Source organism: Sphingobacterium sp. MYb382 (genome assembly GCF_037572665.1).
In the GTDB taxonomy this organism is placed as follows: domain Bacteria; phylum Bacteroidota; class Bacteroidia; order Sphingobacteriales; family Sphingobacteriaceae; genus Sphingobacterium.
In genome coordinates this window covers 173,178-197,412 of the sequence record NZ_JBBGZT010000023.1, presented here as the reverse complement: position 1 = coordinate 197,412, position 24,235 = coordinate 173,178, and the positions used below count along the sequence as shown (strand labels likewise).

Genomic DNA, 24,235 nt, shown 5'->3' with positions numbered 1-24,235 from the left:
AAATAAGATTAAACCAATCCTTGTGCTTTCATCGCTGAACCTACTTTAATGAAGCCACCAATATTGGCGCCTTTTAAGTAGTTGATATGGCCATCTTCTTCCTTACCATATTTCACACAAGTCTTGTGTATATTTTCCATAATTCCTTTTAAACGGCCGTCCACTTTTTCTGACGTCCATTGTTGGCCGATCCAGTTTTGTGACATCTCTAAACCGGAGACAGCCACGCCACCAGCATTCGCCGCTTTACCTGGAGCAAAGTGAACTTTAGATTTATGGAAGTATTTTATAGCCTCCATGGTTGATGGCATGTTTGCACCCTCAGCAACAAAACGACATCCGTTTTTAACTAAGGTTTTAGCATCCTGCTCATCCAACTCATTTTGTGTAGCACACGGAAGTGCGATATCACAAGCGAAGTCCCATGGCTTTTTGTCTGTGAAAAATTGTCCGCTTTTGTAGGTCTCTGTGTATTTAGCTAGCTCTCTTCCTAGACTCGCTACGTGGTGTAGCTTCTCTAAGCTGAATCCTTCTGGATCATGCAAACAGCCACTGCTGTTTGAAAGCGTGATTACTTTTCCACCTAAGTTTACAGCTTTCTCTGCAGCATAGTAAGCTACGTTACCAGCGCCAGAAATTGCTATCGTTTTACCAGAGAAGTCTTCATCTAAGTTTTCTAAAATACACTGTACAAAGTATAGCAAACCGTAGCCTGTAGCTTCTGGACGAATGTAGGAGCCGCCCCAGTTAGGACCTTTACCTGTCAAGACGCCAGCAAAATGGTTTTGAATACGCTTGTACTGACCAAACATATAACCAACTTCACGCTCACCAACACCAATATCACCAGCAGGAACGTCTGTCTCTGGACCTACATGTCTGAACAATTCAGTCATAAAGCTTTGGCAGAAACGCATGATCTCATTATCAGATTTACCCTTCGGGTCAAAGTCTGATCCTCCTTTACCGCCACCCAATGGGATGCCTGTTAAACTATTTTTAAATACTTGCTCGAAAGCTAAGAATTTCAAGATGCTTAAGTTTACAGTTGGTGAAAAGCGTAATCCTCCTTTGTATGGGCCAATAGCGCTGTTCATCTGCACACGGTAACCGCGATTTACTTGAACGACATTTTTATCGTCTAACCAGGTAACACGGAAACTAATGACGCGCTCGGGCTCTACGATACGTTCTAAAATCTTTAAATCATTCCAGGTAGGGTGTTTTTCATTAATATAAGGGATTAAATCCTCTGTGACCTCGGCTACTGCTTGAAGGAACTCGGGCTCGTTGGGGTTTTTATCGGTAACGTATTTAATGAAATTCTTAAAGTTTAGGGACATGTGTTATTGAATTTTATGTGGTCGTTATATGATATTGCGAATTTATTAAAAATAATCCTAATTTCACAATATTTTCACCGGTCCACAAGGCCTATTCTATTATTTTAAGGCAATTACTGGATTTTAAATGGATATTTTAGCTTCTCTTTTTTGTTCTGTACTACTGCGTTAGATTTCCTCCACAAAGACGTAGCTACCAAGGGTATTGGTGCCCGGTGCTCCACCAATATAGTAGTAGGTGTGTGGCGAACTAGCTCCACTGTATTTTACACGTAAGTATACATTTGCTCCCTTATTGCCAGTCTTAACAATAATAATTGGCATAGAGACACCTCCGTCATCAAGGTCCTCGGTTGACGACTCCGTGTAGCCAATAGTTTTGACCAAAAGCTTAGAGCCATCGTTATTTATATTCTTTAACTCAAATTGAGATATAATAAAAGCGGCATTCCTACGTGCGGGTTCTTCTCTAGCGCCAATCAATCCCAGGCTCCCCGTAATCTTTAAGGTTTTATTGGGAGGAAGGATAAGCTCTTGTTTGTTAGCCGTTACTTTAATTTTATCAGAATTTACGCCTGAAATGATGCCATCAAATTCTACATTAGCATAGGTATTTCGCTTTGTTATGCGCTGCCTTGCTTCCTTGTTTATAATGCTGAATATCCTGGTTTCAATGGGTGGGAATATATTGCTGATATCGGTGAAGTGGATTTTCCCATCATCATCAATGGTGACAATTTTTTCGGGACGAGAAGCGAAATTCTTAATATCCGTCAATTTTAATTTTCCGATAATATCTAAGGTTGCTTTGGGGCTCAGTGTCCCTATGCCAACACGTCCATTTTCAGTGATGATAAAATCGTTCGATTGCTGTGCTGCGTTTGGTGGCTGATCGATGGGGTTGTCGCTCTTTCCATCAATATGAAAAGGATGAAGTGGCTTTATAGTGTTAATTCCGACCTGCCCGAATAAACTGACGCTTAATATCGTTTTTAATAGTAAAAAAAGAAAGGATAGCTTTGTCATAACTTGAATTCTATTGTTTTTGTTTTAAAAGATGTGGGGTAATTAGAGGATAGGTCTTTTAAATTTCTTCAATTAAAATGTAGCTCGCCAATGTATCATCGTTGGCAGCACCACCAATGTAGTAGCCATTTGTTGGAGAATCAATACCATTGTACTTTACATTCAATATGACATTTGCACCTTTACTACCCGTCCTAACAATGATGATAGGCATCGAGACGCCACCATCATCATAATTCTCTGTTGATGACTCTGTATAGCCTATAGTCGTGACGAGCTGGTGTGAGCCATCATTGTTGAAGTTTTGTAACTCAAATTGCGAAATGATGTAGGCCGGGTTTGTTTTTGTGGGGTTGATAGCAGCCCCAATAATGCCAATGCTGCCCGTTAATTTTAATGTTTTTTTTGGAGGTAGGAATAGCTTTTTCTTGTCTGCGCTAACGACTAGCTTGTCCGCATTTACACCTTCTACAGGGCCGTCAAACTCGAGGTTGTAAAATACATTTCGCTGTGGTAAAAACTGTCTACTTGTTTTATTTATAATGCTGTATATCCTAGTGTCTAGTGGTGGGGCTACGTTTGCAACGTCCGTATAAAAGAGATTGCCGTCAGCGTCAAGGACTAATATTTTTTTAGGCATTGTGGGTAACGCAGGGACATCCGTGATACGTACATCACCGTTTACCTCTAGCTTAGTAACGGGATAAATAGTACCGATGCCCACATTACCATTTGCAGTGACAACGAAGTCATTCTTTTGCTGGCTAGGACTAGGTGTTGCTGTACTTGAGTTGTCATTTTTTCCGTCAACATGAAACGTTTGAATAGGCTTCTTGGTGTTTATTCCAGTTTGTGCATAGATAATAGTCTGCTGAATCATGGTGCAAACAAATAAACAAAGACATTTTGTTTTTAAAAATTTAATCATAAGGGGTTATTTAATAAGTTTTTGTCGTTTACACTATGTTTGATGATGTTGGGCACATTCAAACTATAGATAAACAAATCTTGCGCAAACTTACCGAGAATCAGGAGTGGGTAAGGCCTAAATAAGTTTAAGTTCAACAAGTAAAGACATTTTATGGTATGCTATTTATTCCTATAATTTTGTAGTTTAGCAGAAGTTATACTACACCACTGATGACAAATGACTTACCAGCATAATTCGTTTTGATTATCGCTTTATTCCTTTGTAAATCAAAATTTTATAGTACACCTTGAGAGTAGCATTTTTATTTTTTTTATTTTTAATGTGCGCAGGATGCACGAGTTTAAGCAAGCTTCCTAAAGAGCAGTACTATGAATTTACGTATCGCTTTGACAGAAAGTATGAAGGCGATAGTGTATATTTTCGTTTGAAAAATCCACTGCAATGCCCTGTGAATGTCGTTTTGACAAACGACTCGTTAAACCCAGGTATGGAGCGCCTATTTGGGCGCGTTACACTTCAGCCTTTGCAAGATACATTGTTAACAATCGCTTATCGTTCATTCAATCAATCTGCTAAAAGTAAGTATGTTGTGCACTATGGTGACTTGAATCGCGAGGTTACTAAAAATAAAATCGCTTATCCGTTTCCAAGAGGTAAATCCTATAAAGTAATTCAAGGCTATAATGGTAAATTCACCCATAGTAACGCATACAGCCAATATGCGATAGATTTCAATCTATTGGTTGGAGATACCATTGCTAGCGCCGATAAGGGCTTCGTGGTGGGCTTAATTCAGGATTATAAGGGGCATGGTAAGACCAAAGAATGGTTGACTCATGATAAGAGCAATTATTTAACGATTTATCATCCGCACAGCGGATTGTATACCCAGTACGTACATTTAGACCATAAAGGTGCCTTAGTGAAACTAGGGGATTGGGTAGAACAGGGGCAGGCAATCGGAATTTCCGGAATGACGGGCTTTACCACAACGGCGCACCTGCATTTTAATGTTAAGATTCCATCAGCAGAAAAGGGCTTGATATCAACAAAAATTGAATTTAAATCTGGTTTTAAAGGAGAGAATCTGAAGCGAAATGATATTGTTAAATAGGGAATTTATGCTAACTTAAGCTATAAAAACCAGCTTTTAAGCTAAGGATTCATAGTCGATGCACAAAACAGTTCGATTCATTTATATTTTCTAAAAATCCAAAACCTAAATCACAAATTGTAAATTTTACATTTAAATCTGATTCTAAAACAGCTAATTTCAACCCATATGTGCCTATATGTAATTCGCCAGCTTTAGGATTACTTTTACATTTGGGATTACTGAAAAAGTTATAACCATTAAAAACGTTCCTCATATATATGTATAGGTATAGAATTACTGATTTTAGTATATTTTACTGTAAATAAGTGTTTTATGTTTTTTAAGGTTTATTCAGGACTATAATAGTGAATTAGCCAATAGCGGCGCGTACAGCAAATAAATAGTAAATCTCAAACTATAGGTTGAGGATTCCCCTTAAAACGCTTATAATGGCTTTATAATAGGCTTGATTCGGTCTTGTGAGAAGCTTAGATAGGACTGTTTGTTCGTGTTTAGGCAGTAAAATGTTCTATTAATTCATAGTTAATGTGCCCAAAGAAATAGCTTAAGCGGAGGGAGAGTGTCGTGAAATATAAGTGGTTTTAGGGTAGGGAGTTAAGCTTTTTTACTAGTAATACTCCATTTCTGCTTCAGCGCTTTTACAACAAGGTAACTGAACCATAAAAACGATGCGGAAAAGGCAAATAGACGCACAATTTGTAATGGATCATTATGATTTATAGGCTTTACAACAGATAAAACAAGCAAAACAGCAACTGATAAAGCGGCTAAATAACGGTATTTCTTCATTTTATTAAGATACGGATTTTTCGTAACAGAACCTAACGATTGAACTGATTTTATTTTCCTTCAATCAACTTTTCTAATCTAGCCATCATTTCATCTTTTTCCTTAAGCATACGCTCGTAAAGGGCGATTTTTTCGTCATATAAAATGACAATTTTATCTATTGGATTAAAGGTGCATTGTATATTGTCTGCTGTAGCATTTGCTATAGCACCTTCATTAAAAGTATTCGAAATAATGTTGATAGCCTGCTCTTCATTAAAGTGCTGAAAAGCCTCTACAGGGATATTAAGGACTTCGGAGATTTGCTGTAGGAGAGAGGTTTCAATGATCTCTTTCTGCTCTAGCTGCGAGATCTTTTTCTGGCTCCATTCATCACCCAAATCGTAAGCTAAAGACTCTTGTTTAATCCCAAGCATTTCACGGAAACGTTTTACATTGCGACCTTGGTGTATTTTCAGATTTGATGTTTCAGTATGTTGCATAAGGACAAATTTAATAGTTTTTGTGAGTTTAACGATTTAGAATTTAAAACAATTAGCGCGTTAAATACTGCTGATTGTTAAAAAACGCGTGTGCAAATTGCTGCGGGCTTTATACTCAAGATACGGAATTTTATCAATTTTCAGCGTAATAATAACAGGCTGAGCTAACCTAAAAAGAGTTCGTATGGGCAATTTGACGAGTCGCTTAAGGCATTGGTTATGTAGTATTGAAGATACGGTTTTTGTTTTAATCAAGCAAGGAAATCCTCAATAAGAATAGCTGAAATAGCTAATATATTCGGCATTTATTGGTCAATGTGCCGTAATCCGGGTGATTTAAGTAGAAATCCAACTGTTGTATGTAAGAATCCTAAACGACTAAAATGCTGCTGATAATGAGCGAATTACCAAATAATAATATTGTATTATAATTTATATTATGTTAAATAGGATTATTTCGAATATCCCCTGTCTGTGATTCTATACGTTTATCTACGGATTTAAAATGTCGTTCGGCTTTGTGTTAATCCTAGGTATTGAACTGTATATTCTTCTCGCTGTATGCTTATACGGGTTGATGTGCTTAAGCTTTATCCAGCCGACGCTAAAATGTGCTTAATTATATACGTGCTTTACTCGTGGCTTTAATAAGCCTGAATCCTTAGCTTGTGTAAAATAAAATTTAAAGTCACCAAATCTGCCAGATTTCTAAACGCCTGAGAATCGCTTAAAAATAAAAAATCAAGTCTGTGGTGCGTACGATGAAAATTTAAGGAAAGAAAATGTGCAGGAAAAAAAATAAATTCCTGCACATAAAAAATATATTAGATGCTATCGATTAATACTGCACCTATGGTAAGGTTAGTTCGTGGGTCGATTAAAATGCCGCGTGCATTTTGGCTGATGGCTTGGTTTAAGTCAAAGACCACATCGTTGGCGGCTTTGATGCTGACTTTAGCAATATCGTTAAGCTGGATGGTATCACATGCATTTTTTTCCTGCGTGTTGACATCATACTTATAATGCATGTCCGTAATTTTTACTTTATGGATTGCCGTATGGTTTTGGAAATAGTATGTTTGATTGTCGGATAACGGTTTTTGGTCAAACCAACACAACGTAGCTTCAAAATTGCGCTCTACATGTGCAGGATTGCTCGCTGAAACCAATACGTCGCCTCGGGAAACATCAATGTCATCCGCCAAGTGTATGACTAACGATTGACCATCAACCCCATTTTCTAACGGTTTTTGGTCAAATTCAAGTGCTTTTATATGCGAACGTTGGCCTCCCGGTAAAATGAGGACCTCTTCCCCTACCTTTAATCCATCGCCTAATACCCTACCTGCATATCCCCTATAGTCATGTAAATCATCCGTTTGCGGACGAATTACCCATTGTACAGGGAAGCGCCAAGGCTGTGGTTTATCTTCCACAAAATCAATACTTTCCAAGTATTCTAGTAAGGTTGCCCCTTCGTACCAAGCCAGTTTATTGGAGTGTTGCACGATATTGTCGCCAAAAAGTGCTGATACAGGGATAAAATCTACATTTTTAAGTCCTAATCGGTCTGCTAAAGCTAAATAATCCGCTTTTATCTGCTCGTAAGTAGCTTCTTGGTAGTCCACCATATCCATTTTATTGATGCAAACGAGCACTTTCTTAAGGTCTAGTATTTTAGCCAAAAAGGAATGTCTTTTCGTTTGCTCAATAACCCCTTTGCGGGCGTCAATCAAGATGATGATAAGCTCCGAGTTGGAAGCTCCGGTGATCATATTGCGGGTATATTGAATATGACCAGGGGCATCAGCAATAATAAACTTGCGTTTTTCCGTTTGAAAGTATTTGTAGGCTACATCAATGGTGATGCCTTGCTCCCGTTCTGCTTTTAGTCCATCGGTAAGGATGGCAAGATCAATGCTTCCATCTTGATTTTTCTTACTCGCCTTTTGTATGGCTTCCAGCTGATCATCCAGTATAGAGTGCGTATCATAAAGTAGACGTCCGATGAGTGTACTCTTTCCGTCGTCTACAGATCCTGCTGTAATAAATTTTAATATATTCATCGCTCCCCTGTTTTTAAAAATAACCTTGTTTCTTTCTCTCTTCCATGGCCGCTTCCGATACCTTGTCGTCCATGCGTGCGCCACGCTCACTGATGGTAGATGCTTTAATCTCCGCGATAATCGTGTCGATGTCGTTAGCTTCCGAATCTACGGCCGCTGTGCAGGTCATATCACCTACGGTGCGGAAGCGTACAGAACGGAAGTCTAATTTATCGTCGCTGTCTATATGCATAAATGCATTGGCGGCCATCCATTGTCCATTGCGCCATACCAATTCGCGCTCATGACTGAAGTATAGCTCCGGCAAGGCGATTTTTTCACGTTTTATATAGTTCCATACATCGAGCTCCGTCCAGTTGGAAATTGGGAATACACGCACATTTTCACCGGGCTGTATTTTACCATTGTAGATATTCCATAATTCTGGGCGTTGACGCTTAGGGTCCCACTGCCCGAAGTCATCCCTCACGGAGAAGATGCGCTCTTTGGCTCTTGCCTTTTCTTCATCGCGGCGAGCGCCACCAATACAAGCGTCAAAGCGGTGTTCGGCAATCGTCTCCAGCAGCGTTACCGTTTGCAGCGCATTGCGGCTTGCATTTTTACCTGTGGCTTCTACCGCCGTGCCTTTATCGATGCTATCTTGCACATGACCGACGATAAGCTTCTCCCCGATTTGCTCCACGAGCCAGTCGCGATAAACAATGGTTTCTGGAAAATTGTGACCTGTATCGATATGTACTAAAGGAAAAGGAAATTTGCCCGGGCGGAAAGCCTTTAGCGCTAGGTGCACTAAGGTTATAGAATCTTTACCTCCCGAAAATAATAAGGCCGGATTTTCAAATTGACCGGCGACTTCACGCAATATATAGATGGCTTCAGCCTCTAAATGATCTAAGTAATCCATGCTTTATGCTGTTCTTGTTGTATGTAAACCACATTCTTTTTTACTCTGGTCTTCCCACCACCAACGGCCTGCGCGTTGATCCTCGCCCGGCTGTACCGCTCGTGTACACGGCTGGCAGCCAATACTTGGGAATCCCTTATTATGTAGTGCGTTGTAAGGCACATTGTTTTCTTTCAGAAAAAGCTCCACCTCTTGTAGGCTCCAATGAAATAATGGATGTATTTTAAGGAGCTGGTGTCCCTCATCCCACTCTACAGAAAGCATATGTTCTCGATTGGGTGATTGTTCCGCACGGATGCCTGTAAGCCATACCTTAAAGCCTTTTAGCGCCCTATTTAAAGGTTCTACCTTGCGGATGCCACAACATTCTTTTCTATTTTCTACAGACTCATAAAAGCTTAATGGCCCCTTTTCTGTCAATAGCTGTTGTAGGGCTTCCGTATTCGGATAATAGGTGGCTATAGGCAGCTTATAGCGGCTGAGGGTTTTGTTCCAAACGGAATACGTTTCTGGGAATAAACGCCCTGTATCCAGTGTGAATAAGGATGCTTTGCTTTTTGTTTCCGCAAGTAGATGCGTGATGACTTGATCTTCGATGCCAAAAGAGGTTGAGAAAACAACTTGGTCACCAAATTTTTCATCTACATAACGGATAATATCGAGTGCTGATCGATTTTCGATGGCAGCGAGTATTTCGTTAATCATCTTTCTTCAATTGTAAGAGGTCCTCAGTATGTGCATTCAGGATGCGTAGTTTCTCCTTAAAATCACCGTGTAAACTTTGGCGCAGTTGAGCCATGAGCTCCAGCGTTTCGTCAATCTCCTCAGGCAAGAGCTCGTTGAGGTACTCTTTGACACGTTTAGCGATGGTTGGTGATTTCCCATTGGTGGATATCCCAATTTTAAGGTTCCCTTTTTGCACAACCGAGCCTAAGTAAAAATCACATAGCGCCGGCGTATCTGCTACATTCAGTAGGATATGCTGCTCTCTGGCTTTCTGCTGAACATGTCGGTTCAGCTGGTCGTTGTTGCTGGCCATGATGATTAAATCAATCCCTTGCAAATCGCTATCTTCAAACAAACGCTCATGGAGGCTTATTTGAGGATGGTCTGCCGCGAAAGAACGTACCTCCTCGTTAATCTCTAGGGCTACGAGTTTCACTTTTGCCTCCGGCGAATTTGCATAGATGGCTGTGAGCTTTTCCAGGGCTACAGGCCCTCCGCCCACCAGCAGCGTTTGTAGCTGGGCAAGCTTTACATAGATGGGGAACAGCGCATTCATAGGCTTCCCACCTGCTGCTGTGCGAGCTCTTCTTTCAGCTTCGCAAAGGCTTCATGCTTCGCCACAACTTCACCGATGACAATCAAAGCTGGCACCCCAATTCGGTTTGCCTGCGCTTGCTCCACGATGCTATCAATGCGACCTAGGGTGATTTTCTCTGTAGGCAGTGAGCCATGCTGTATCAGTGCAATAGGCAGATCTCCTCGCCCATGCTGCTGGTAAAGTGCTGCTATCTCCGCCAACTTGCCGTAGCCCATCAAGACGACTACCGTTGCTGTGGTTTGCACGGCCGTATAGATGTCTTGTGAAAGCTGACCACTGCTTGTTGCACCCGTGATCACCCAAAAGCTATCGCTGATACCTCTATAGGTCAGCGGAATTTGTTGCAGGCCTGTTAGGCCAATTGATGACGATATGCCAGGTACTACGGCTGTCGGGATGTCGAAGCGCCGTGCATAGTCGATTTCCTCACCTCCACGACCAAATACAAAGGGGTCACCTCCTTTTAGTCGTACCACATGTCCGTGCGTTAAGGCATAATCAACCAATAGTTGGTTGATATAATCTTGGGAGGTCGACAAGCGTTCGGCACGCTTACCTACATATATCTTTGTACATTCAGGCTTCGCATAATCCAGTAGTTCTTCATTAACTAAAGCATCATATAAGATAACATCGGCATCGGCTATGGCCTTGACACCTTTCAGGCTAATAAGCTCTGGATCACCAGGGCCTGCGCCAACTAATGTGATAAAGGGTTTGATTTCCATAACGTTTATGCTTGAGGTTGACTAATGATACCACTATTTTTGCGCCATGCTGATGCTTCATAGCAAAAGGCTTCGGCTTGTAGTAAGAAGGTTTCGGCAAATTCTCGCGATGGCTCAAACTTGTTTATTTGAAGCACGCGCGATGCAAATGTGTTCGGGAACGTGAATATACCAGGTTCTACAAAATTAACATCGAATGCTTCGATGACAGATTTCTGCGTATTGGTACTCACTCCTTTATCTAAAAGTAAAGCTTTAGCTGCCCATACAAACGTGCTGTATGCATGGTAGATAGCATCTGCGAATTGTTCTTGTTCTAACGTTCGTTTTGCCCATACCATCTTTTCCTCGGCTTCGTAAAGTAAGGTTGCCACGAGGTCAATCATAACGCCCGCACACTCGCCTACACCAATCGCCGTAGCGAATGTCTCTTGATGACCCCAGTCGATGTATTCATCGTCCGTTAGGGTGCTAAGGTCTGCTAATGGCTTTAGGAGCTGATAGAAATAGTCCTTGGTCTGGCGGTCGTAGTATTGGTGGAAATTCTCCGTATCTTCTTTGAAGCCGATATAATCTGCCAAGACAAGGTCTACCACTTTGAGTACGCGCTTGGTTGGTACTTTGATGATGCGTTCTGCCACACGGCCTTCACCATCACCTATTGTTCCGCCGCCAAGCATCACCTGCGCAGCAGGAAGAACTTTGCCGTTTGCCTTCACGGAACTACCATGGAAGCCAATATGGGCCAAGCCATGCTGTCCGCAAGAGTTCATGCAGCCTGATATTTTTATCTTTAGATTTTGCTCTGTTATAAAGTCTTGGTGAAAAGCGTGAATATGCTGCTCTAGTACACGGGCCATCTCTGTAGAGTTGGAAATACCGAGGTTACAGGTGTCTGTTCCTGGGCAAGTGGTGACATCTGCAGTGCTTTCAAAGCCGGGAGCCGCCAAGCCGAGGCTCGTTAATACCTCAAAAATAGCAGGAAGCGATTCTTCACGTACATACTTAAAGAGTAAGCCTTGGTTTTGTGTTATGCGGATATCATCGGCTATATAATCTTTTATACCAGCCACCAGTTCGCGAGTGAGGTCGGTGCTTAGGTTTCCAATTTGGACACGCACAAAGATGCCGAAGAAGCCTTCTTGCTTCTGTGCAAATACATTGGTATTGCGCCATAAGGCATATGCAGCGGCGTCCTTCGCGACTAAAGGTGTTGCAAGAGCCGTTGGTGGTTCCGGTTGCTGGATGCTCTCTCTGTCTATAATATATGTTTTAGACTGATTGGCGATGCGTTCTTCCGCTATTAAGCGGAGTACCTCTTCCAGCCCCAGGCTATTGATAAGGTATTTGAAACGTGCTTTATTTCTATTGTTCCGTTCGCCATGGCGATCAAATACGCGAAGCGTAGATTCAATAAAAGGAATCAGCTGATCCTCGGGAAGGAACTCTTCAACGATATGCGCTAAAAAAGGCTGTGCCCCTAAGCCACCACCGAGCGCTACCTTAAAGCCGCGTTGTTCCTGTCCATCGACGATACGAAGCTTCGGAATGAATCCCAAGTCGTGGATGTAAGAAAAAGCGGTATCGCGGCTGCTTGCCGAGAAGGACATCTTGAACTTACGACCCATTTCAGCACATATCGGGTTGCGCAAAAAGTATGCGAATGTCGCATGTGCATAAGGCGATACATCAAAAGGTTCCTCCGGGTCGATACCCGCTGTTGCGGAAGCGGTAACATTACGAACGGTATTGCCGCAGGCTTCGCGTAAAGTGATGTCATCCTGCGCAAGCTTTGCCCAAAGTTCAGGCGTCTTATCTAAGCTCACATAGTGAATCTGGATATCTTGACGGGTCGTTAGGTGTAGCGTCTTGCTGGCATACTCATCGGCGATGTCAGCAATTTTCAAAAGCTGCTTAAAGGTTACTTTTCCAAACGGCAGCTTGATACGTACCATCTGTACGCCGGGCTGTCGTTGTCCATAAACTCCCCTAGCCAAACGCAAGGATCGGAATTTCTCTTCCGGAAGTTGTCCATCCCGAAAGGCTTTAATTTTTTTCTCCAGCTCGATTATTTCTTGTTCGACGACTGGGTTTTCTAATTCTGTACGGAAGCTCTGCATGTTAATCTCTCCTAAAATTTAATACATTACTAACTATGTGGGGTAAATATTTGGTTATTCGCAATGAATTGATTACAAATGTATAAAATAAATATCTATTAAATACATTAAATCTACCAATTTAATATATATTTGTGATGAAATCTAAAAACCCTGTATCCATGCGGCTTACGAAACCTGTCTTAAATTTACTGGTATATGGTCTGTCTATGACATCCCTGCTTTCGGCCTGTGCGCCTAAGGTGAAAGATGGCTATGACGAGAAGACCGGCTATAGTGGTAATATTTCCATGTCGGGTGCTTTTGCTTTATATCCGCTTGCGGTGCTTTGGGGTGAAGACTTCAAGAAATTGCATCCCAATGTACGTTTTAATGTTTCTGCTGGTGGTGCTGGTAAAGGTATTACCGATGTGCTAACGAATATGGTAGATATTGGTTTGGTGTCGCGTGATCTGCATCCTGCCGAATTGGAAAAAGGAGCGCTACCTATTCACGTGGCGAAAGATGCTGTTTTGGGAACGCTAAACAGCAATCACCCTAATATTGACCTTATAAAAAAGCGTGGTTTCACCCGCGAGGAGCTCATCAACCTTTTTGTAAAGCAAAAATATAAGCTGTGGAAGGATATCGACCCTCGCTTTGTGGCCGAGCCTATAGAGAGCTATGTGCGCTCGGATGCCGCTGGTGCTGCAGAAACCTGGGCTAAGTTTTTGGGTGAGCGCCAGGAAGGGCTTAAAGGTATCGGTATTTTTGGTGACCCCGGTTTGGCGCAGGTTATTAAAGGGAAACCCTTGGCTGTAGGTTTTAATAATATCAATTATGTGTTTGATTTAAAAACGAAAAAGCCAACAGCGAATATTACAGTTCTTCCTATTGATCAAAATGGTAACGGTCGTATTGATGCTAATGAGAATTTTTACGACAACCTAGATAGCCTCACGCAGGCCATAGCTTTGGGGCATTACCCATCGCCTCCCGTACGTGACTTGACATTCGTCATCCGCAAGGATAAACAAACCAAACTACTTAAAGCTTTTATTGAGTTTGCACTCGATAAAGCGCAGCAAAGTCATCTTTTAGAGAATGGCTATGTCCCCTTAACCGAAGAACTTATACATGTTGAATTAAATAAATTGACGCGTGAACGGTAGATTAAGAAAAGATAAATTTATAAAGATCTACTTTGCTAGCATTCTCGTTTTGGTGCTTGCGGTAGTCTTTGTTATTGCCATAGGCTTAGTGGTAAAGTCCATGCCGCTGCTCGAAAGTGAAAGCCTCGGTAAAGTTTTGTTCGGAAAGACATGGTCGCCAATGAATGGTGACTTCGGCTTCTTTCCATTTATTATGGGTACGGTATGGGTAACGGTTATTTCGTTGGTCATCGCTGTACCCTTGTGTGTGCTTGCTGCTATGTATCTTATTGCTTATGCGAGCACGCGACTTCGTAATATTGTATTGCCTTTGATAAATGTATTGGCGGCAATTCCGCCGGTGCTTTATGGTGTATGGGGTGTCTTGTTTGTTGTTCCCGCTATACGGGAGTACGTAGCTCCTATATTTGGTGTTGAAACCACCGGCTATTCCGTCCTTGCGGGCGGTATGGTTTTGGCGGTCATGATATTCCCTATTATGCTAAGCATTATGGTGGCTGTCTTGTCGGGCATCCCCAAAGATCTGAAGGATGCTTCCTTGGCGCTGGGTGCCACACGCTGGGAGACGCTCACCAAAGTGGAGCTTTTAAAAGCTAGGCCGGGGCTGCTTGCGGCTGCTGTGCTTGGTATTTCGCGTGCTTTTGGGGAAACCATTGCCGTGCTGATGGTTTGTGGTAATGTACCTAAAGTACCGAAGTTCTTATTTGATGCGGGCTACCCACTTCCAGCACTTATTGCTAATAATTTTGGCGAGATGATGTCTATCCCTAATTATGATGCTGCGCTGATGTTTGCTGCCCTACTATTATTTGTTATTATTTTAGGTTTTAACATGGGGTCTCGCCTTGTCTTGAATCGTATGGAAGGAGAAGCAGCATGAGCCATTTAAAACGTCGTTTATGGAAAGAGAAGATTGCTAAAGGATTTATGCGTCTATCTGTATTTCTCATTACAGCCTCTTTATTCCTGATTATTGGTACCATTGTCTATAAGGGCTTCCCTTTCCTAAGTTGGGAAATGGTGAGTCAAACTCCGCAAGGAGGCTTTTACCTCGGTAAGGAAGGTGGTATTCTCAATGCGATATTAGGGTCTTTGTATTTAGCAGGTCTCTCAACCGCCTTGGCTTGTTTTATCGGTATTCCTATCGCATTATACCTACATAGCTATGCGTCGCCAAAGTCTTTTATTGTGCGTTTTAGCAAACTGCTATTTGATGTGCTCTTTGGTGTGCCTTCCATCGTTTATGGTGCTTTGGCCTTTAGTATCATGGTATGGCTGGGTATTCGTGCTTCCTTGCTCGGTGGTGTGATCACAATAAGCCTTCTGACAATTCCGATTGTCGTGCGTACCATTGATGAGCTGCTACGCTTAGTGCCTGTCGATTTAAAGCAAGTTACCTACTCGTTGGGTGCTACACGCTGGGAATCTGTGAAAGTAATCTTAAAATATATTAGACCAGGAATATTTACGGCCGTTCTACTCGCCTTTGGTCGTGCCATTGGTGATGTAGCTGGCGTCCTTCTTACGGCAGGATTCGGTGATAACCTGCCTAAATACCTCGATGAGCCTGCGGCAACGTTGCCTGTGGCCATTTTCTTTCAATTAAGTAGTCCTATTCCGGAAGTACAAGGCAGAGCATATGCTTCGGCCTTCATCCTTGCGGGCATTATTTTATTTATTGTTGTATGCACACATCTATTAGCCTCCAAACAGAAGAAGCACAGGATATAATCCCGGTGTCTACCCCTCATATTGAAATCAAGGATTTGAATGTGTATATCGAAGGGCAACATATTCTTAAAAATATCAATCTCGCGATACCCAATAATTCCGTAACCTCTATTATTGGTCCGTCGGGCTGCGGTAAGACAACGCTATTAAAAACCTTAAACCGATTAGTCGATGAAGACAATAAATCTGTCGTCGTAAAAGGATCGGTGTTGGTGAACGGTGAGGATGTGTATGCTCCGGGTGCCGAGATTACTCATTTACGTAAAAAAATGGGATTGCTTTCACAGCGTCCATTTCCGCTACCGATGTCTATTTTTGATAATGTGGCCTATGGCCCACGTATCCATGGCGAGCGCCGTAAGGCTGTATTGAAAGAGATTGTCGAAACGCAATTGCGCAATGTAGGCCTGTGGGAAGAAGTGAAAGATCGCCTATCTTCGTCGGCAACGAACTTATCCATCGGGCAGCAGCAGCGATTATGCTTGGCACGTGGACTCGCTGTAGAACCAGAGATCATACTCGGTGACGAGTCTACTTCGGCTTTAGATCCGCTATCTACGCAAACGATCGAAAACTTGTTGATTCGTCTGAAAGATGACTACACCATTGTTTTGGTTACGCATATCCTTCGTCAGGCACGACGTGTTTCAGATTATATCGTTTTTGTGTATGGTGGTGAGATTGTGGAGTTTGGAAAAACGGAGGATGTTTTACTCCATCCGAAGAATGAAATTACGAAAGAATATATAAAGGGATTTATTAGCTAAATCCCTTTATCTTGTTGATTATAATTTGTTTATAGACCATTCGCTCCAAGAGCCTACGTAGAGACTTGGTAGTGCGAGACCTGCAATGGCTATCGCCAATAAGGTATGACAAGCGGTAACTCCCGATCCGCAATGAATAGCAGAGCTATTACTGCTTAAGTCCTTGATTACGGGCGCGTACAAATCCTTCAGTTCCTCACTTGATTTAAATAAACCGCTGTCGTTTAGATTCTTTGCATAAGGGATATTGATGGCTGTAGGTATATGGCCTGCCACCAAGTCAATAGGTTCTTGTAAGCCCTGATAGCGAGCTTCTTCACGCACATCAACAATCAATGTAGGTTCAGTATCTTCCGTCCACTGACTTATCGTTTCCATGCTTACGGTTGGTAGCTGCCATGTGCTAGGTGCTGGATATGCTTTTGTGTCTTCTGTCGTTCTTGCGGGATTTCCTTCTGCTGTAGGATAGCCTTGCCTTTTAGCTTCTTGAAAGCCTCCGTCGAGTACCTGTATGTTGGCATGCCCTATAGATTTCATCATCCACCAGAAGCGCGCCGCAGCGTTAGCACCCGACAGTCTATCGTAAACAATTACGTGGGTATCCTTCTGGATACCCAAGCTTGTTAATAGGCTAGCGAAGTCCGCTGGACTCGGTAATGGATGCCTCCCGCCTTTCGCGGGATTATCTATCGCAGAAAGGTCTTGCTCTAGGTTTACATAGTAAGCCTGCGCAAGATGCTCCATGCTGTAGCTGTCTGCTGCGGTGGGTCCACCTGTAGCGTCAATAAGTACGAAGCTTCCCGGCTGTAATGCTTTTAGCTCCGCTATTTGGATGATATCTTTCATCTGTTGTTTTATAGGCTTAGCGTTTGCGCTTGAATAATAAATAATCGATACTATAGTTTCCTGGACCAATCCATAAGATGGCTGCGTAAGCGATGAAGTAAGCCGTTGCTAATTCGTACTCTCCGAAGAAAGCCCAATTGTGAACGCCCATGGCGATTAGCATAGTTGTCAATAATGGAATGGTGGCTAGTCGAGTAAATAAACCGAAAACAAGTAATATGCTACAGAAAAACTCGGCAAAGATTGCTAAGCTTAAAGATATCGTAGAGCCTAAGCCTAGAAAGTCCATAAACTTATCCTTGTAGGCGCTAAAACCAACAAGCTTTGCATAGCCATGTTGCGGAATCATTAATACACCGAAGCCTACGCGCAGAAGTAAGGCGCCTAAACTAGTGGATGCGCCGGAATTTTTAATACCGAAGAAGAAATTTCTCATAATAAGTTGTTAATTGCTTTAACGATTAAACGTCTAAAACAAAAATAAACAAAAAAACGGAAGGTTAAAGCCTTCCGTTTTATCGTATTGAAAATGGGATATATTAACGTAAATGTGAACGTAAGAACCAAGCGGTTTTTTCATGTGCTGCCATAACGCCAATAAGAAAATCTTCCGTTCCTGCATCTTTATGGTCATCACCAACGATGTCGATTTGCCCGCGGATGTACTCAATCACAGCGTCAAAATCTGCTGTAAGCTCCTTAATGTAGCCTTGGCTGTCATTTTTGCCATAACGTAATTCCGTTAGCGATGTTAGCGCTAAGTAATCTTTCATCGTGCCTACGGCATAGTGGCCAATAGCACGAATACGCTCGGCGATATCATCAATTGTTGTACTTAACTCGTTGTAAATCTCTTCAAAAAATAGATGCTGTGCATGGAAGTCTGGACCTTCGATATTCCAGTGTGCATTACGTACTTTAATATACAATACATGCTCATCAGCCAATAGCTTGTTTAAAATGGTAGCTACTGCTTGTCTGTCTTTTTCTTGAATACCAATGTTTGTTTTCATAATGATTTTTTTTACACGCTATATTTGCTGTTTCAATTATTAAACCAAGATTTGAGGATTTAGTTTTTTCATTAAGTAGTTAAATTAACAAACCTAAAAAGCAACCTGTCTTTCCTTAAACCTACTATTACAAGGTACAGAATTTAAGCTTATTTCTTGTTGTTAAAATGTCATAATGGACGATTTATAGCCTCTTGAAGGACATAAATAGCGTTCTATGTATCCTCATAACGTTTTTTAATGCAGCTAAGTTCTTTTGAATCAGTACTTGGCGCAGTTGTTGCTACTGAACTGATATTTAATGTACAGGCAAAAGCGTATTTTTGTGCTTTCTTTTTGATTTAGGAACTCATGTTGACGAACTCGACCTTTTTACATTTTTTTCAAACGGATATCGCTTCTGTCGAAAAGCCTCTACTTTTTAATTTCCCTTTTTGCTATGAGCCACATCAGCTGGCTAAAACGGCAGCTAAGGAACTTCAGCAGTATTTAGAGCAGCAGACAGACTTCGTGCACAACTTTGGCTTGTCGGAGGGCGAAACGGCACCTATCGGTAAGATGTTTGGCGTCTTGGTGGTGGAATGCCCTGATGGACGCCTCGCTTATTTAGCCGCTTGCTCGGGTAAGTTGGCCGGTAGAAATGAACATGCTTATTTCGTGCCTCCTGTTTTTGATATGTTGACGAAGGATAGCTTCTTCCTCCGTGAAGAGGAACAGATAAATGCGATGAATCGGCGTATTGAGGTTTTGGAAGCTGATGAGGATTGTGCGGCAGCAAAAGCGGAGTTTATCCTGCGTAGCGCAGAGAGTGAAGCTGCTTTGAAGCATAGTCGCGAGGAGATGAAGCGTACGAAGAATGAAAGAAAGGAAAAGCGAACAGCTGCACATGCCACTTTAGCTGCTGAAGAATATGAAGCAGTAGTTGTAGACCTTATTAAGCAGAGCTACCGTGACCAGCATGAGCATGCCTTACTTAAAACACATTGGAAAGAAATTCTTGAAGCATTAGAACAGAAGATACAGGCTGTAGAGGGTGAAATAGCCGCTTTAAAACAGCAGCGTAAAAGTCAATCGGCCGCATTACAGGTTAAATTGTTTGATCAATATCAATTTTTAAATGCCAAAGGCGAAAAAGAAAGCGTTCTTAAGATTTTTAGCGCTGTTGGTATTGCTGTTCCGCCTGCTGGTGCAGGCGAGTGTGCAGCGCCAAAGCTGCTACATTATGCTTATCAGCATGGACTGACGCCTATTTGTATGGCTGAATTTTGGTGGGGCGCCTCTCCAGGGTCGGAAGTGAGAAAGCATAAAAGCTACTACCCTGCTTGCAAAAGCAAGTGCGAGCCGATATTAGGGCATATGCTTATAGGCTTGGATGTGGAAGCTAATCCTTTACTAGAAAATCCTGCGGAGGGTAAAAGCTTGTCCATAATTTATCAAGATGATGATATCATCGTGGTGAATAAGCCGGCGGAGTTTCTATCTGTGCCCGGCATTAATGTGCAAGATTCTGTGTTCACACGTATTCAAGCGCAGTTTCCAGAAGTCGAAGGCCCCGTGATTATACATCGACTGGACATGTCAACATCAGGGATTTTGGTGCTGGCGAAGCATAAAGATGCTCATCAGTTTATTCAAGATCAATTTATAAAACATACGGTTGTAAAACGTTATGCCGCTTTATTAGACGGAACGGTTAAGGAGGCCGCCGGACGTATTGATTTACCGCTGCGTGTGGATTTGGACGATAGACCAAGGCAGTTAATCTGCTACACACACGGCAAGCCAGCGCAAACGCGCTACGAGGTGGTTGAATCGGTAGGTGGACGAACGAAAGTACATTTTTTTCCAGAGACAGGTAGAACACATCAACTACGTGTTCATGCAGCGCATCATTTGGGCTTAGACTGCCCTATTGTTGGAGATGACCTTTACGGTCAACGTGCCAATCGATTGCATTTGCATGCTGCATTTATTGAATTTGTACATCCTTCTTCACGAGAAAAAATTTCTTTCACTGTCTTGGAGCCCTTTTAATCACGTGTTTATGAAGAAAAATCAAGAAAACGTCACAATATAAAATTAACGTTACATTGTGTTTCTTTTCTTTTAAAGTATGCGTACATTTGTTCGACTTTTTAAAAGACTAACTTTTTAGGTTTAAAAGTCAACATGATTGTTTTCTGATCAATAACAGAACTTATGTCAAGACACACTACAAAAAATTACGTTGGAAAATTTGGGATGACAATTTTGTTGTTTCTTATGGCCCAAATAACATTCGCCCAGACCGTATACCTTAAAGGTAAAGTTATGGACGTGACTACTAAACAACCTATCGGCTACGCTACAGTGGCTCTTATTGGTAGTACTATTGCTACTTCTACAGACGATAACGGTTCATTTACGCTAAAGCTTGACCCTCGCTATTCCAAAGTGAGGTTTAGTTATTTAGGCTATGAATCGCAGGATGTCAGTGTGAATGCGGAGCAAGCGCAATCGATGAATATTTACTTGGTGCCTGAAGACAACACCATTGAGACTATCGTTGTTAAAGCGCCAAAACGCGCCAAGTATTCCAATAAGAATAACCCTGCTGTGGAGCTTATCCGTAAGGTAATTGAGCACAAACAGGAGAATAGAGTTGAAGCATATGACTACGCTGAATTTCAGCAGTATGAAAAGGTTTCTTTGGGTTTAAGTAATATATCTGAGAAGTTTAAGAATAAAAAAGCATTCAAAAACTATCAGTTCTTATTTGAGAAAGACGATGCCGATGAAGGTGAAACAACCAATTCTTATAGCTTACCAGCTTATATTGAGGAACGTTTGTCGCAAATCTATTCCCGTAAGAAACCCAATACCACGAAACAGTTGATCTTGGCGGAGCAACGTGCACAGTTTGATCCTAAGTTTATTGATAACAACGGTTTAAGCGCGTACTTCAATAAGCTTTATCAAGATATTGATATCTACGATAGTAATATTGAGTTGGTAACAAACCAATTCTTAAGCCCTATTGCGGGTTCATCTCCTACTTTTTACCGTTTTTATATCACAGATACGATTAAGACGGAGAAACCGTATTTGGTAGAGTTAAGCTTTTTCCCTAGAAATAAAGCCGATCTTTTATTCCAAGGTAAGTTATACATCACGCTAGACGGTAAGTATGCGGTTAAAAAAGCAGAATTGAGCGTAGCGAATGATATCAACTTGAACTTTGTTCGTGACTTAGATGTTAAATTGGACTTTGCTAAAGATCCTAATAACCGCTATTACTTAAAGACAAGCTCTTTAGGCTTGGATTTCTCGCTAACAGAAAAAGGAACGGGTATTAAAGGTAACCGTACGGTGACTTTCGATGACTTCAAAACAGGTATCGTTCGTCCGGACAGCACTTTTGCAGGTCCTGCGGTGGTGAAGATGTATACCGAAGGTAAAGATGCGCCAACAGAAGACTATTGGTCTAATAAGCGTCCTATTCCTTTGGCAACACGCGAACTTAATATTTACAAGAATATCGACAGCTTACAGCTGATGACCTCTTTCCAACGTTTTATGGATATTAGTGCATTGGTATTGTCGGGCTATAAGCAATTAGGTCCTTTCGAATTAGGTCCGGTGAATACTTTTTACAGCTTCAACCCTGTCGAAGGTTTCCGTTTACGTGTGGGTGGTCGTACAACCGATCGCTTGAGTAAGCGTTTCTATGCAGAGTCTTATGTAGCTTATGGTTTCAAAGATGAGAAATGGAAATATTTCTTGAGTGGTACTTATGCGTTGAACAATAAATCAGTGTATACGTTTCCACAACATTATATCCGAGGATCCATCATGCGTGATACTAAGATTCCAGGACAGAACTTAGAATTTGTTCAGGAAGATAACTTCTTGCTATCCTTCAAGCGTGGTGAAAATGAGCGTTACTTATACAATGATGTATACCGTATAGAATATAAACGTGAGTTCACCAATAACTTCTCTTACACTTTGGGTGCAACAAAGACGAAGCAACAGCCGGCTGGTATCTTGACTTACCAAATGTTGGATGAGAATGGTAATAACAAATTGTTTAATGAATTAAAAACGACAGAATTTACTTTAGGACTTCGTTATGCACCGCATGAGGAATTTTACCAAGGTAAATTGTACCGTACACCAATCTACAACAAGTACCCTATTTTGTACATGAACTATGTAGCTGGCGTGAAAGGTGTGTTAGGCGGTCAGTATGACTACCATAACTTCACTTTAGGGGTTGACAAACGTTTCTACTTCTCCCAATTGGGTTTTGCGGATGTGAATGTTGAAGGTAACTATATCGCGGGTAATAACATCCCGTTCCCTTTCTTGAATATCCACCGTGCCAACCAGACATATGCTTACCAGTTGCGTTCATACAACTTAATGAACTTCTTGGAGTTCGTGAGTGACCACTCGGTATCGACAAATATTCAGTACTACATGAATGGTTTTATTTTAAATAAAATTCCATTGGTTAAGAAGTTGAAGTTGCGTGAGGTATTCAGTTTGAAAGCTATTTATGGTGGTCTTCGTAGAGAGAATGACCCTAAGTATACAGACAATGTATTCCAGTTTCAAGAGAATGAAGACCATGAGAAAATCACCTACGGCTTTGGCAACAAACCTTATGTTGAGGCGAGTTTCGGTTTAACGAATATCTTCAAGATTTTACGTGTTGATTATGTTCGCCGTCTGAACTATCTAGATCAGCCAGATGCACCGAAACATGGTATCCGTGCACGTGTTCGTTTTGATTTTTAAGTAGAGTAAAAGAATAAAAAAATAGTTTTTGTATGCAAAAGGTTAAGCCTAACCGCAGTGGTAAAGCGGTTATTTTAGGGATAATTGCTGTGGTTGTTTTGTTATTAGTAGGTCGCAATTTTCTTTTAGGTCATGATCCAAACATACAAGTTCGTCCGCCGGCACATTTTCCGGCGGCGATAGATACAGGAACAATAAGCGTCCAAGGGGCTACCCTCGGACGCTTTTTTTTTAACGACCCTATCCTTTCTTTAGGGCAAAAAATTAGCTGTGCTTCCTGCCACCAACAAACAGCGGCCTATGCTGACTTCAATAAGGTGTATAGCAGTGGCGATAATCATCAGTTGACCAAACGTAACTCGCCTGCTTTGATGAATCTGCTATGGAAAGAGAGCTTCTTTGCTGATGGTAGAGCGACAAAGCTATCAGAGACCGTACTGAATGCCATTAAAGATTCTTTGGAGCTACACAGCGATATGGCCCTTATCCTAAGTCGTCTGAACCAGGATGAAGGCTATGCCGATAAATTCAAGCGTTATACACACAAGGCGCAAATCGAAGAGCATGATTTTGTGGATGCGCTTGTTCAGTATTTACGTACGCTAAACTCCTGGACGAGCAAGTATGATGCGGTAATGCAGAAGCGTGAACAGTTTACGGCGGCGGAGCAAAAAGGCTGGCTTCTTTTTCAAGCGAATTGTCAATCCTGCCACATCCCTCCTTTGTTTTCTAGCAAGGCTACCTATGCGGTAAATAGTGCGGTGGGTAAAGACTTAGGGCGTTCCCTAATATCAGGGCTTGCGGCAGACGATTATGCGTTTGTCGTGCCGACCGTACGTAACATTGACTTTAGCGCACCTTACTTTCATAATGGTGTTCATGCCGATCTGAAAAGTGTCTTATCTTTTCATACGAAAAAGGAGAATACAGCGCAGCTGCAACGCAGCTTAACCGATCGGGAACAGCAGGAGCTTCTTACTTTTTTAAAGACCTTGTCTGATCGTCAGTTTGTAGCTAGCAATTCCTATTAATCCTTTTTAGGAGATAACTTATTTAACGTATCAAAATCGCGAAAGTAGGCAACGATAAAATCAGCAAATTTTACTATTTTTACG

Annotated in this window: 22 protein-coding genes; 8 read left to right on the top strand and 14 right to left on the bottom strand. The window is 41.7% G+C overall.

Annotated elements, in window-relative coordinates; translation table 11 throughout:
* Positions 1–8: 8 nt before the first annotated feature.
* From gdhA to WH223_RS10495, 3 genes are all read right to left on the bottom strand, one after another.
* Entirely contained in the window at positions 9–1,343 is a 1,335-nt protein-coding gene (gene gdhA / locus WH223_RS10505) for an NADP-specific glutamate dehydrogenase (RefSeq protein ID WP_340047580.1), read from the bottom strand.
* Between the two features lie 168 nt (positions 1,344–1,511).
* Positions 1,512–2,369 (bottom strand): hypothetical protein, encoded by an 858-nt coding sequence (locus tag WH223_RS10500; protein WP_340047579.1) that lies wholly within the window; start codon positions 2,367–2,369, stop codon positions 1,512–1,514.
* Between the two features lie 58 nt (positions 2,370–2,427).
* Entirely contained in the window at positions 2,428–3,249 is an 822-nt protein-coding gene (locus tag WH223_RS10495) for a hypothetical protein (protein ID WP_340047578.1), read from the bottom strand.
* 370 nt (positions 3,250–3,619) lie between these two features.
* Here WH223_RS10495 and WH223_RS10490 point away from each other — a divergent pair, with 370 nt between their 5' ends.
* Positions 3,620–4,414, top strand: a complete 795-nt coding sequence (locus tag WH223_RS10490) for a M23 family metallopeptidase (RefSeq protein WP_340047577.1) — start codon at positions 3,620–3,622, stop codon at positions 4,412–4,414.
* A 597-nt stretch (positions 4,415–5,011) separates the two neighbouring features.
* Here the strand turns inward: WH223_RS10490 and WH223_RS10485 are convergent.
* The 8 genes from WH223_RS10485 to WH223_RS10450 form a co-directional block, all read right to left on the bottom strand.
* Positions 5,012–5,206 (bottom strand): hypothetical protein, encoded by a 195-nt coding sequence (locus WH223_RS10485; protein ID WP_340047576.1) that lies wholly within the window; start codon positions 5,204–5,206, stop codon positions 5,012–5,014.
* 50 nt (positions 5,207–5,256) lie between these two features.
* On the bottom strand, positions 5,257–5,688 hold the full coding sequence (locus WH223_RS10480; RefSeq protein WP_340047575.1) for a helix-turn-helix domain-containing protein: 432 nt from the start codon (positions 5,686–5,688) through the stop codon (positions 5,257–5,259).
* Between the two features lie 824 nt (positions 5,689–6,512).
* Entirely contained in the window at positions 6,513–7,754 is a 1,242-nt protein-coding gene (locus WH223_RS10475) for a sulfate adenylyltransferase subunit 1 (protein ID WP_340047574.1), read from the bottom strand.
* Between the two features lie 13 nt (positions 7,755–7,767).
* Positions 7,768–8,658, bottom strand: coding sequence for a sulfate adenylyltransferase subunit CysD (gene cysD, locus WH223_RS10470; RefSeq protein ID WP_340047573.1), 891 nt, complete (start codon positions 8,656–8,658; stop codon positions 7,768–7,770).
* Positions 8,659–8,661: 3 nt separating this feature from the next.
* On the bottom strand, positions 8,662–9,363 hold the full coding sequence (locus WH223_RS10465; RefSeq protein WP_340047571.1) for a phosphoadenylyl-sulfate reductase: 702 nt from the start codon (positions 9,361–9,363) through the stop codon (positions 8,662–8,664).
* Positions 9,356–9,940 carry a precorrin-2 dehydrogenase/sirohydrochlorin ferrochelatase family protein gene (locus tag WH223_RS10460; protein ID WP_340047569.1) on the bottom strand — a complete coding sequence of 195 codons (585 nt, stop codon included), beginning with the start codon at positions 9,938–9,940 and terminating at the stop codon, positions 9,356–9,358. The genes WH223_RS10465 and WH223_RS10460 overlap by 8 nt, the downstream gene beginning before the upstream one ends.
* Positions 9,937–10,710 carry a uroporphyrinogen-III C-methyltransferase gene (cobA, locus tag WH223_RS10455; protein ID WP_340047568.1) on the bottom strand — a complete coding sequence of 258 codons (774 nt, stop codon included), beginning with the start codon at positions 10,708–10,710 and terminating at the stop codon, positions 9,937–9,939. Before cobA ends, WH223_RS10460 begins: the two co-directional genes overlap by 4 nt.
* Positions 10,711–10,715: 5 nt before the next feature.
* Positions 10,716–12,830: a HEPN domain-containing protein gene (locus tag WH223_RS10450; protein WP_340047567.1), complete on the bottom strand. Its 2,115-nt coding sequence runs from the start codon at positions 12,828–12,830 to the stop codon at positions 10,716–10,718.
* A 137-nt stretch (positions 12,831–12,967) separates the two neighbouring features.
* Between WH223_RS10450 and WH223_RS10445 the strand changes: the two genes are divergently transcribed.
* The 4 genes from WH223_RS10445 to WH223_RS10430 are packed head-to-tail and all read left to right on the top strand — an operon-like array spanning position 12,968 to position 16,479.
* Positions 12,968–13,981 carry a PstS family phosphate ABC transporter substrate-binding protein gene (locus WH223_RS10445; protein WP_340047566.1) on the top strand — a complete coding sequence of 338 codons (1,014 nt, stop codon included), beginning with the start codon at positions 12,968–12,970 and terminating at the stop codon, positions 13,979–13,981.
* Positions 13,971–14,861 carry a phosphate ABC transporter permease subunit PstC gene (gene pstC, locus WH223_RS10440; protein WP_340047565.1) on the top strand — a complete coding sequence of 297 codons (891 nt, stop codon included), beginning with the start codon at positions 13,971–13,973 and terminating at the stop codon, positions 14,859–14,861. Before WH223_RS10445 ends, pstC begins: the two co-directional genes overlap by 11 nt.
* Entirely contained in the window at positions 14,858–15,712 is an 855-nt protein-coding gene (locus WH223_RS10435; RefSeq protein ID WP_340047564.1) for a PstA family ABC transporter permease, read from the top strand. The genes pstC and WH223_RS10435 overlap by 4 nt, the downstream gene beginning before the upstream one ends.
* On the top strand, positions 15,667–16,479 hold the full coding sequence (locus WH223_RS10430) for a phosphate ABC transporter ATP-binding protein (protein ID WP_340047563.1): 813 nt from the start codon (positions 15,667–15,669) through the stop codon (positions 16,477–16,479). Before WH223_RS10435 ends, WH223_RS10430 begins: the two co-directional genes overlap by 46 nt.
* An 18-nt stretch (positions 16,480–16,497) precedes the next feature.
* On the opposite strand, the gene WH223_RS10425 is transcribed toward WH223_RS10430, so the two are convergent.
* From WH223_RS10425 to WH223_RS10415, 3 genes are all read right to left on the bottom strand, one after another.
* Positions 16,498–17,325, bottom strand: a complete 828-nt coding sequence (locus WH223_RS10425) for a sulfurtransferase (protein ID WP_340047562.1) — start codon at positions 17,323–17,325, stop codon at positions 16,498–16,500.
* Between the two features lie 16 nt (positions 17,326–17,341).
* The gene (locus WH223_RS10420) at positions 17,342–17,761 is read right to left on the bottom strand and encodes a DoxX family protein (protein ID WP_340047561.1); all 420 of its coding nucleotides are present in this window, start codon (positions 17,759–17,761) and stop codon (positions 17,342–17,344) included.
* A 103-nt stretch (positions 17,762–17,864) separates the two neighbouring features.
* On the bottom strand, positions 17,865–18,338 hold the full coding sequence (locus WH223_RS10415; RefSeq protein WP_340047560.1) for a Dps family protein: 474 nt from the start codon (positions 18,336–18,338) through the stop codon (positions 17,865–17,867).
* Positions 18,339–18,689: 351 nt separating this feature from the next.
* Between WH223_RS10415 and WH223_RS10410 the strand changes: the two genes are divergently transcribed.
* The 3 genes from WH223_RS10410 (at position 18,690) to WH223_RS10400 (ending at position 24,151) form a co-directional block, all read left to right on the top strand.
* Positions 18,690–20,372, top strand: a complete 1,683-nt coding sequence (locus tag WH223_RS10410; RefSeq protein WP_340047559.1) for an RluA family pseudouridine synthase — start codon at positions 18,690–18,692, stop codon at positions 20,370–20,372.
* Positions 20,373–20,600: 228 nt separating this feature from the next.
* The gene (locus WH223_RS10405; RefSeq protein WP_340047558.1) at positions 20,601–23,120 is read left to right on the top strand and encodes a DUF5686 and carboxypeptidase-like regulatory domain-containing protein; all 2,520 of its coding nucleotides are present in this window, start codon (positions 20,601–20,603) and stop codon (positions 23,118–23,120) included.
* Positions 23,121–23,152: 32 nt separating this feature from the next.
* The gene (locus WH223_RS10400; RefSeq protein ID WP_340047557.1) at positions 23,153–24,151 is read left to right on the top strand and encodes a cytochrome-c peroxidase; all 999 of its coding nucleotides are present in this window, start codon (positions 23,153–23,155) and stop codon (positions 24,149–24,151) included.
* Positions 24,152–24,235 lie beyond the last annotated feature (84 nt).

What these genes read in the sequence shown, in the direction of transcription:
- WH223_RS10400 (WP_340047557.1), top strand. Translation starts at nt 23,153, where the DNA reads ATGCAAAAGGTTAAGCCTAACCGCAGTGGTAAAGCGGTTATTTTAGGG.
- WH223_RS10425 (WP_340047562.1), bottom strand. Translation starts at nt 17,325, where the DNA reads ATGAAAGATATCATCCAAATAGCGGAGCTAAAAGCATTACAGCCGGGA.
- WH223_RS10415 (WP_340047560.1), bottom strand. Translation starts at nt 18,338, where the DNA reads ATGAAAACAAACATTGGTATTCAAGAAAAAGACAGACAAGCAGTAGCT.
- cobA (WP_340047568.1), bottom strand. Translation starts at nt 10,710, where the DNA reads ATGGAAATCAAACCCTTTATCACATTAGTTGGCGCAGGCCCTGGTGAT.
- WH223_RS10430 (WP_340047563.1), top strand. Translation starts at nt 15,667, where the DNA reads ATGCACACATCTATTAGCCTCCAAACAGAAGAAGCACAGGATATAATC.
- WH223_RS10460 (WP_340047569.1), bottom strand. Translation starts at nt 9,940, where the DNA reads ATGAATGCGCTGTTCCCCATCTATGTAAAGCTTGCCCAGCTACAAACG.
- WH223_RS10490 (WP_340047577.1), top strand. Translation starts at nt 3,620, where the DNA reads ATGTGCGCAGGATGCACGAGTTTAAGCAAGCTTCCTAAAGAGCAGTAC.
- cysD (WP_340047573.1), bottom strand. Translation starts at nt 8,658, where the DNA reads ATGGATTACTTAGATCATTTAGAGGCTGAAGCCATCTATATATTGCGT.
- WH223_RS10420 (WP_340047561.1), bottom strand. Translation starts at nt 17,761, where the DNA reads ATGAGAAATTTCTTCTTCGGTATTAAAAATTCCGGCGCATCCACTAGT.
- gdhA (WP_340047580.1), bottom strand. Translation starts at nt 1,343, where the DNA reads ATGTCCCTAAACTTTAAGAATTTCATTAAATACGTTACCGATAAAAAC.
- WH223_RS10445 (WP_340047566.1), top strand. Translation starts at nt 12,968, where the DNA reads ATGAAATCTAAAAACCCTGTATCCATGCGGCTTACGAAACCTGTCTTA.
- WH223_RS10480 (WP_340047575.1), bottom strand. Translation starts at nt 5,688, where the DNA reads ATGCAACATACTGAAACATCAAATCTGAAAATACACCAAGGTCGCAAT.
- WH223_RS10495 (WP_340047578.1), bottom strand. Translation starts at nt 3,249, where the DNA reads ATGATTCAGCAGACTATTATCTATGCACAAACTGGAATAAACACCAAG.
- WH223_RS10500 (WP_340047579.1), bottom strand. Translation starts at nt 2,369, where the DNA reads ATGACAAAGCTATCCTTTCTTTTTTTACTATTAAAAACGATATTAAGC.
- WH223_RS10450 (WP_340047567.1), bottom strand. Translation starts at nt 12,830, where the DNA reads ATGCAGAGCTTCCGTACAGAATTAGAAAACCCAGTCGTCGAACAAGAA.
- WH223_RS10405 (WP_340047558.1), top strand. Translation starts at nt 20,601, where the DNA reads ATGGCCCAAATAACATTCGCCCAGACCGTATACCTTAAAGGTAAAGTT.
- WH223_RS10465 (WP_340047571.1), bottom strand. Translation starts at nt 9,363, where the DNA reads ATGATTAACGAAATACTCGCTGCCATCGAAAATCGATCAGCACTCGAT.
- WH223_RS10435 (WP_340047564.1), top strand. Translation starts at nt 14,858, where the DNA reads ATGAGCCATTTAAAACGTCGTTTATGGAAAGAGAAGATTGCTAAAGGA.
- WH223_RS10410 (WP_340047559.1), top strand. Translation starts at nt 18,690, where the DNA reads ATGTTGACGAACTCGACCTTTTTACATTTTTTTCAAACGGATATCGCT.
- WH223_RS10475 (WP_340047574.1), bottom strand. Translation starts at nt 7,754, where the DNA reads ATGAATATATTAAAATTTATTACAGCAGGATCTGTAGACGACGGAAAG.
- WH223_RS10485 (WP_340047576.1), bottom strand. Translation starts at nt 5,206, where the DNA reads ATGAAGAAATACCGTTATTTAGCCGCTTTATCAGTTGCTGTTTTGCTT.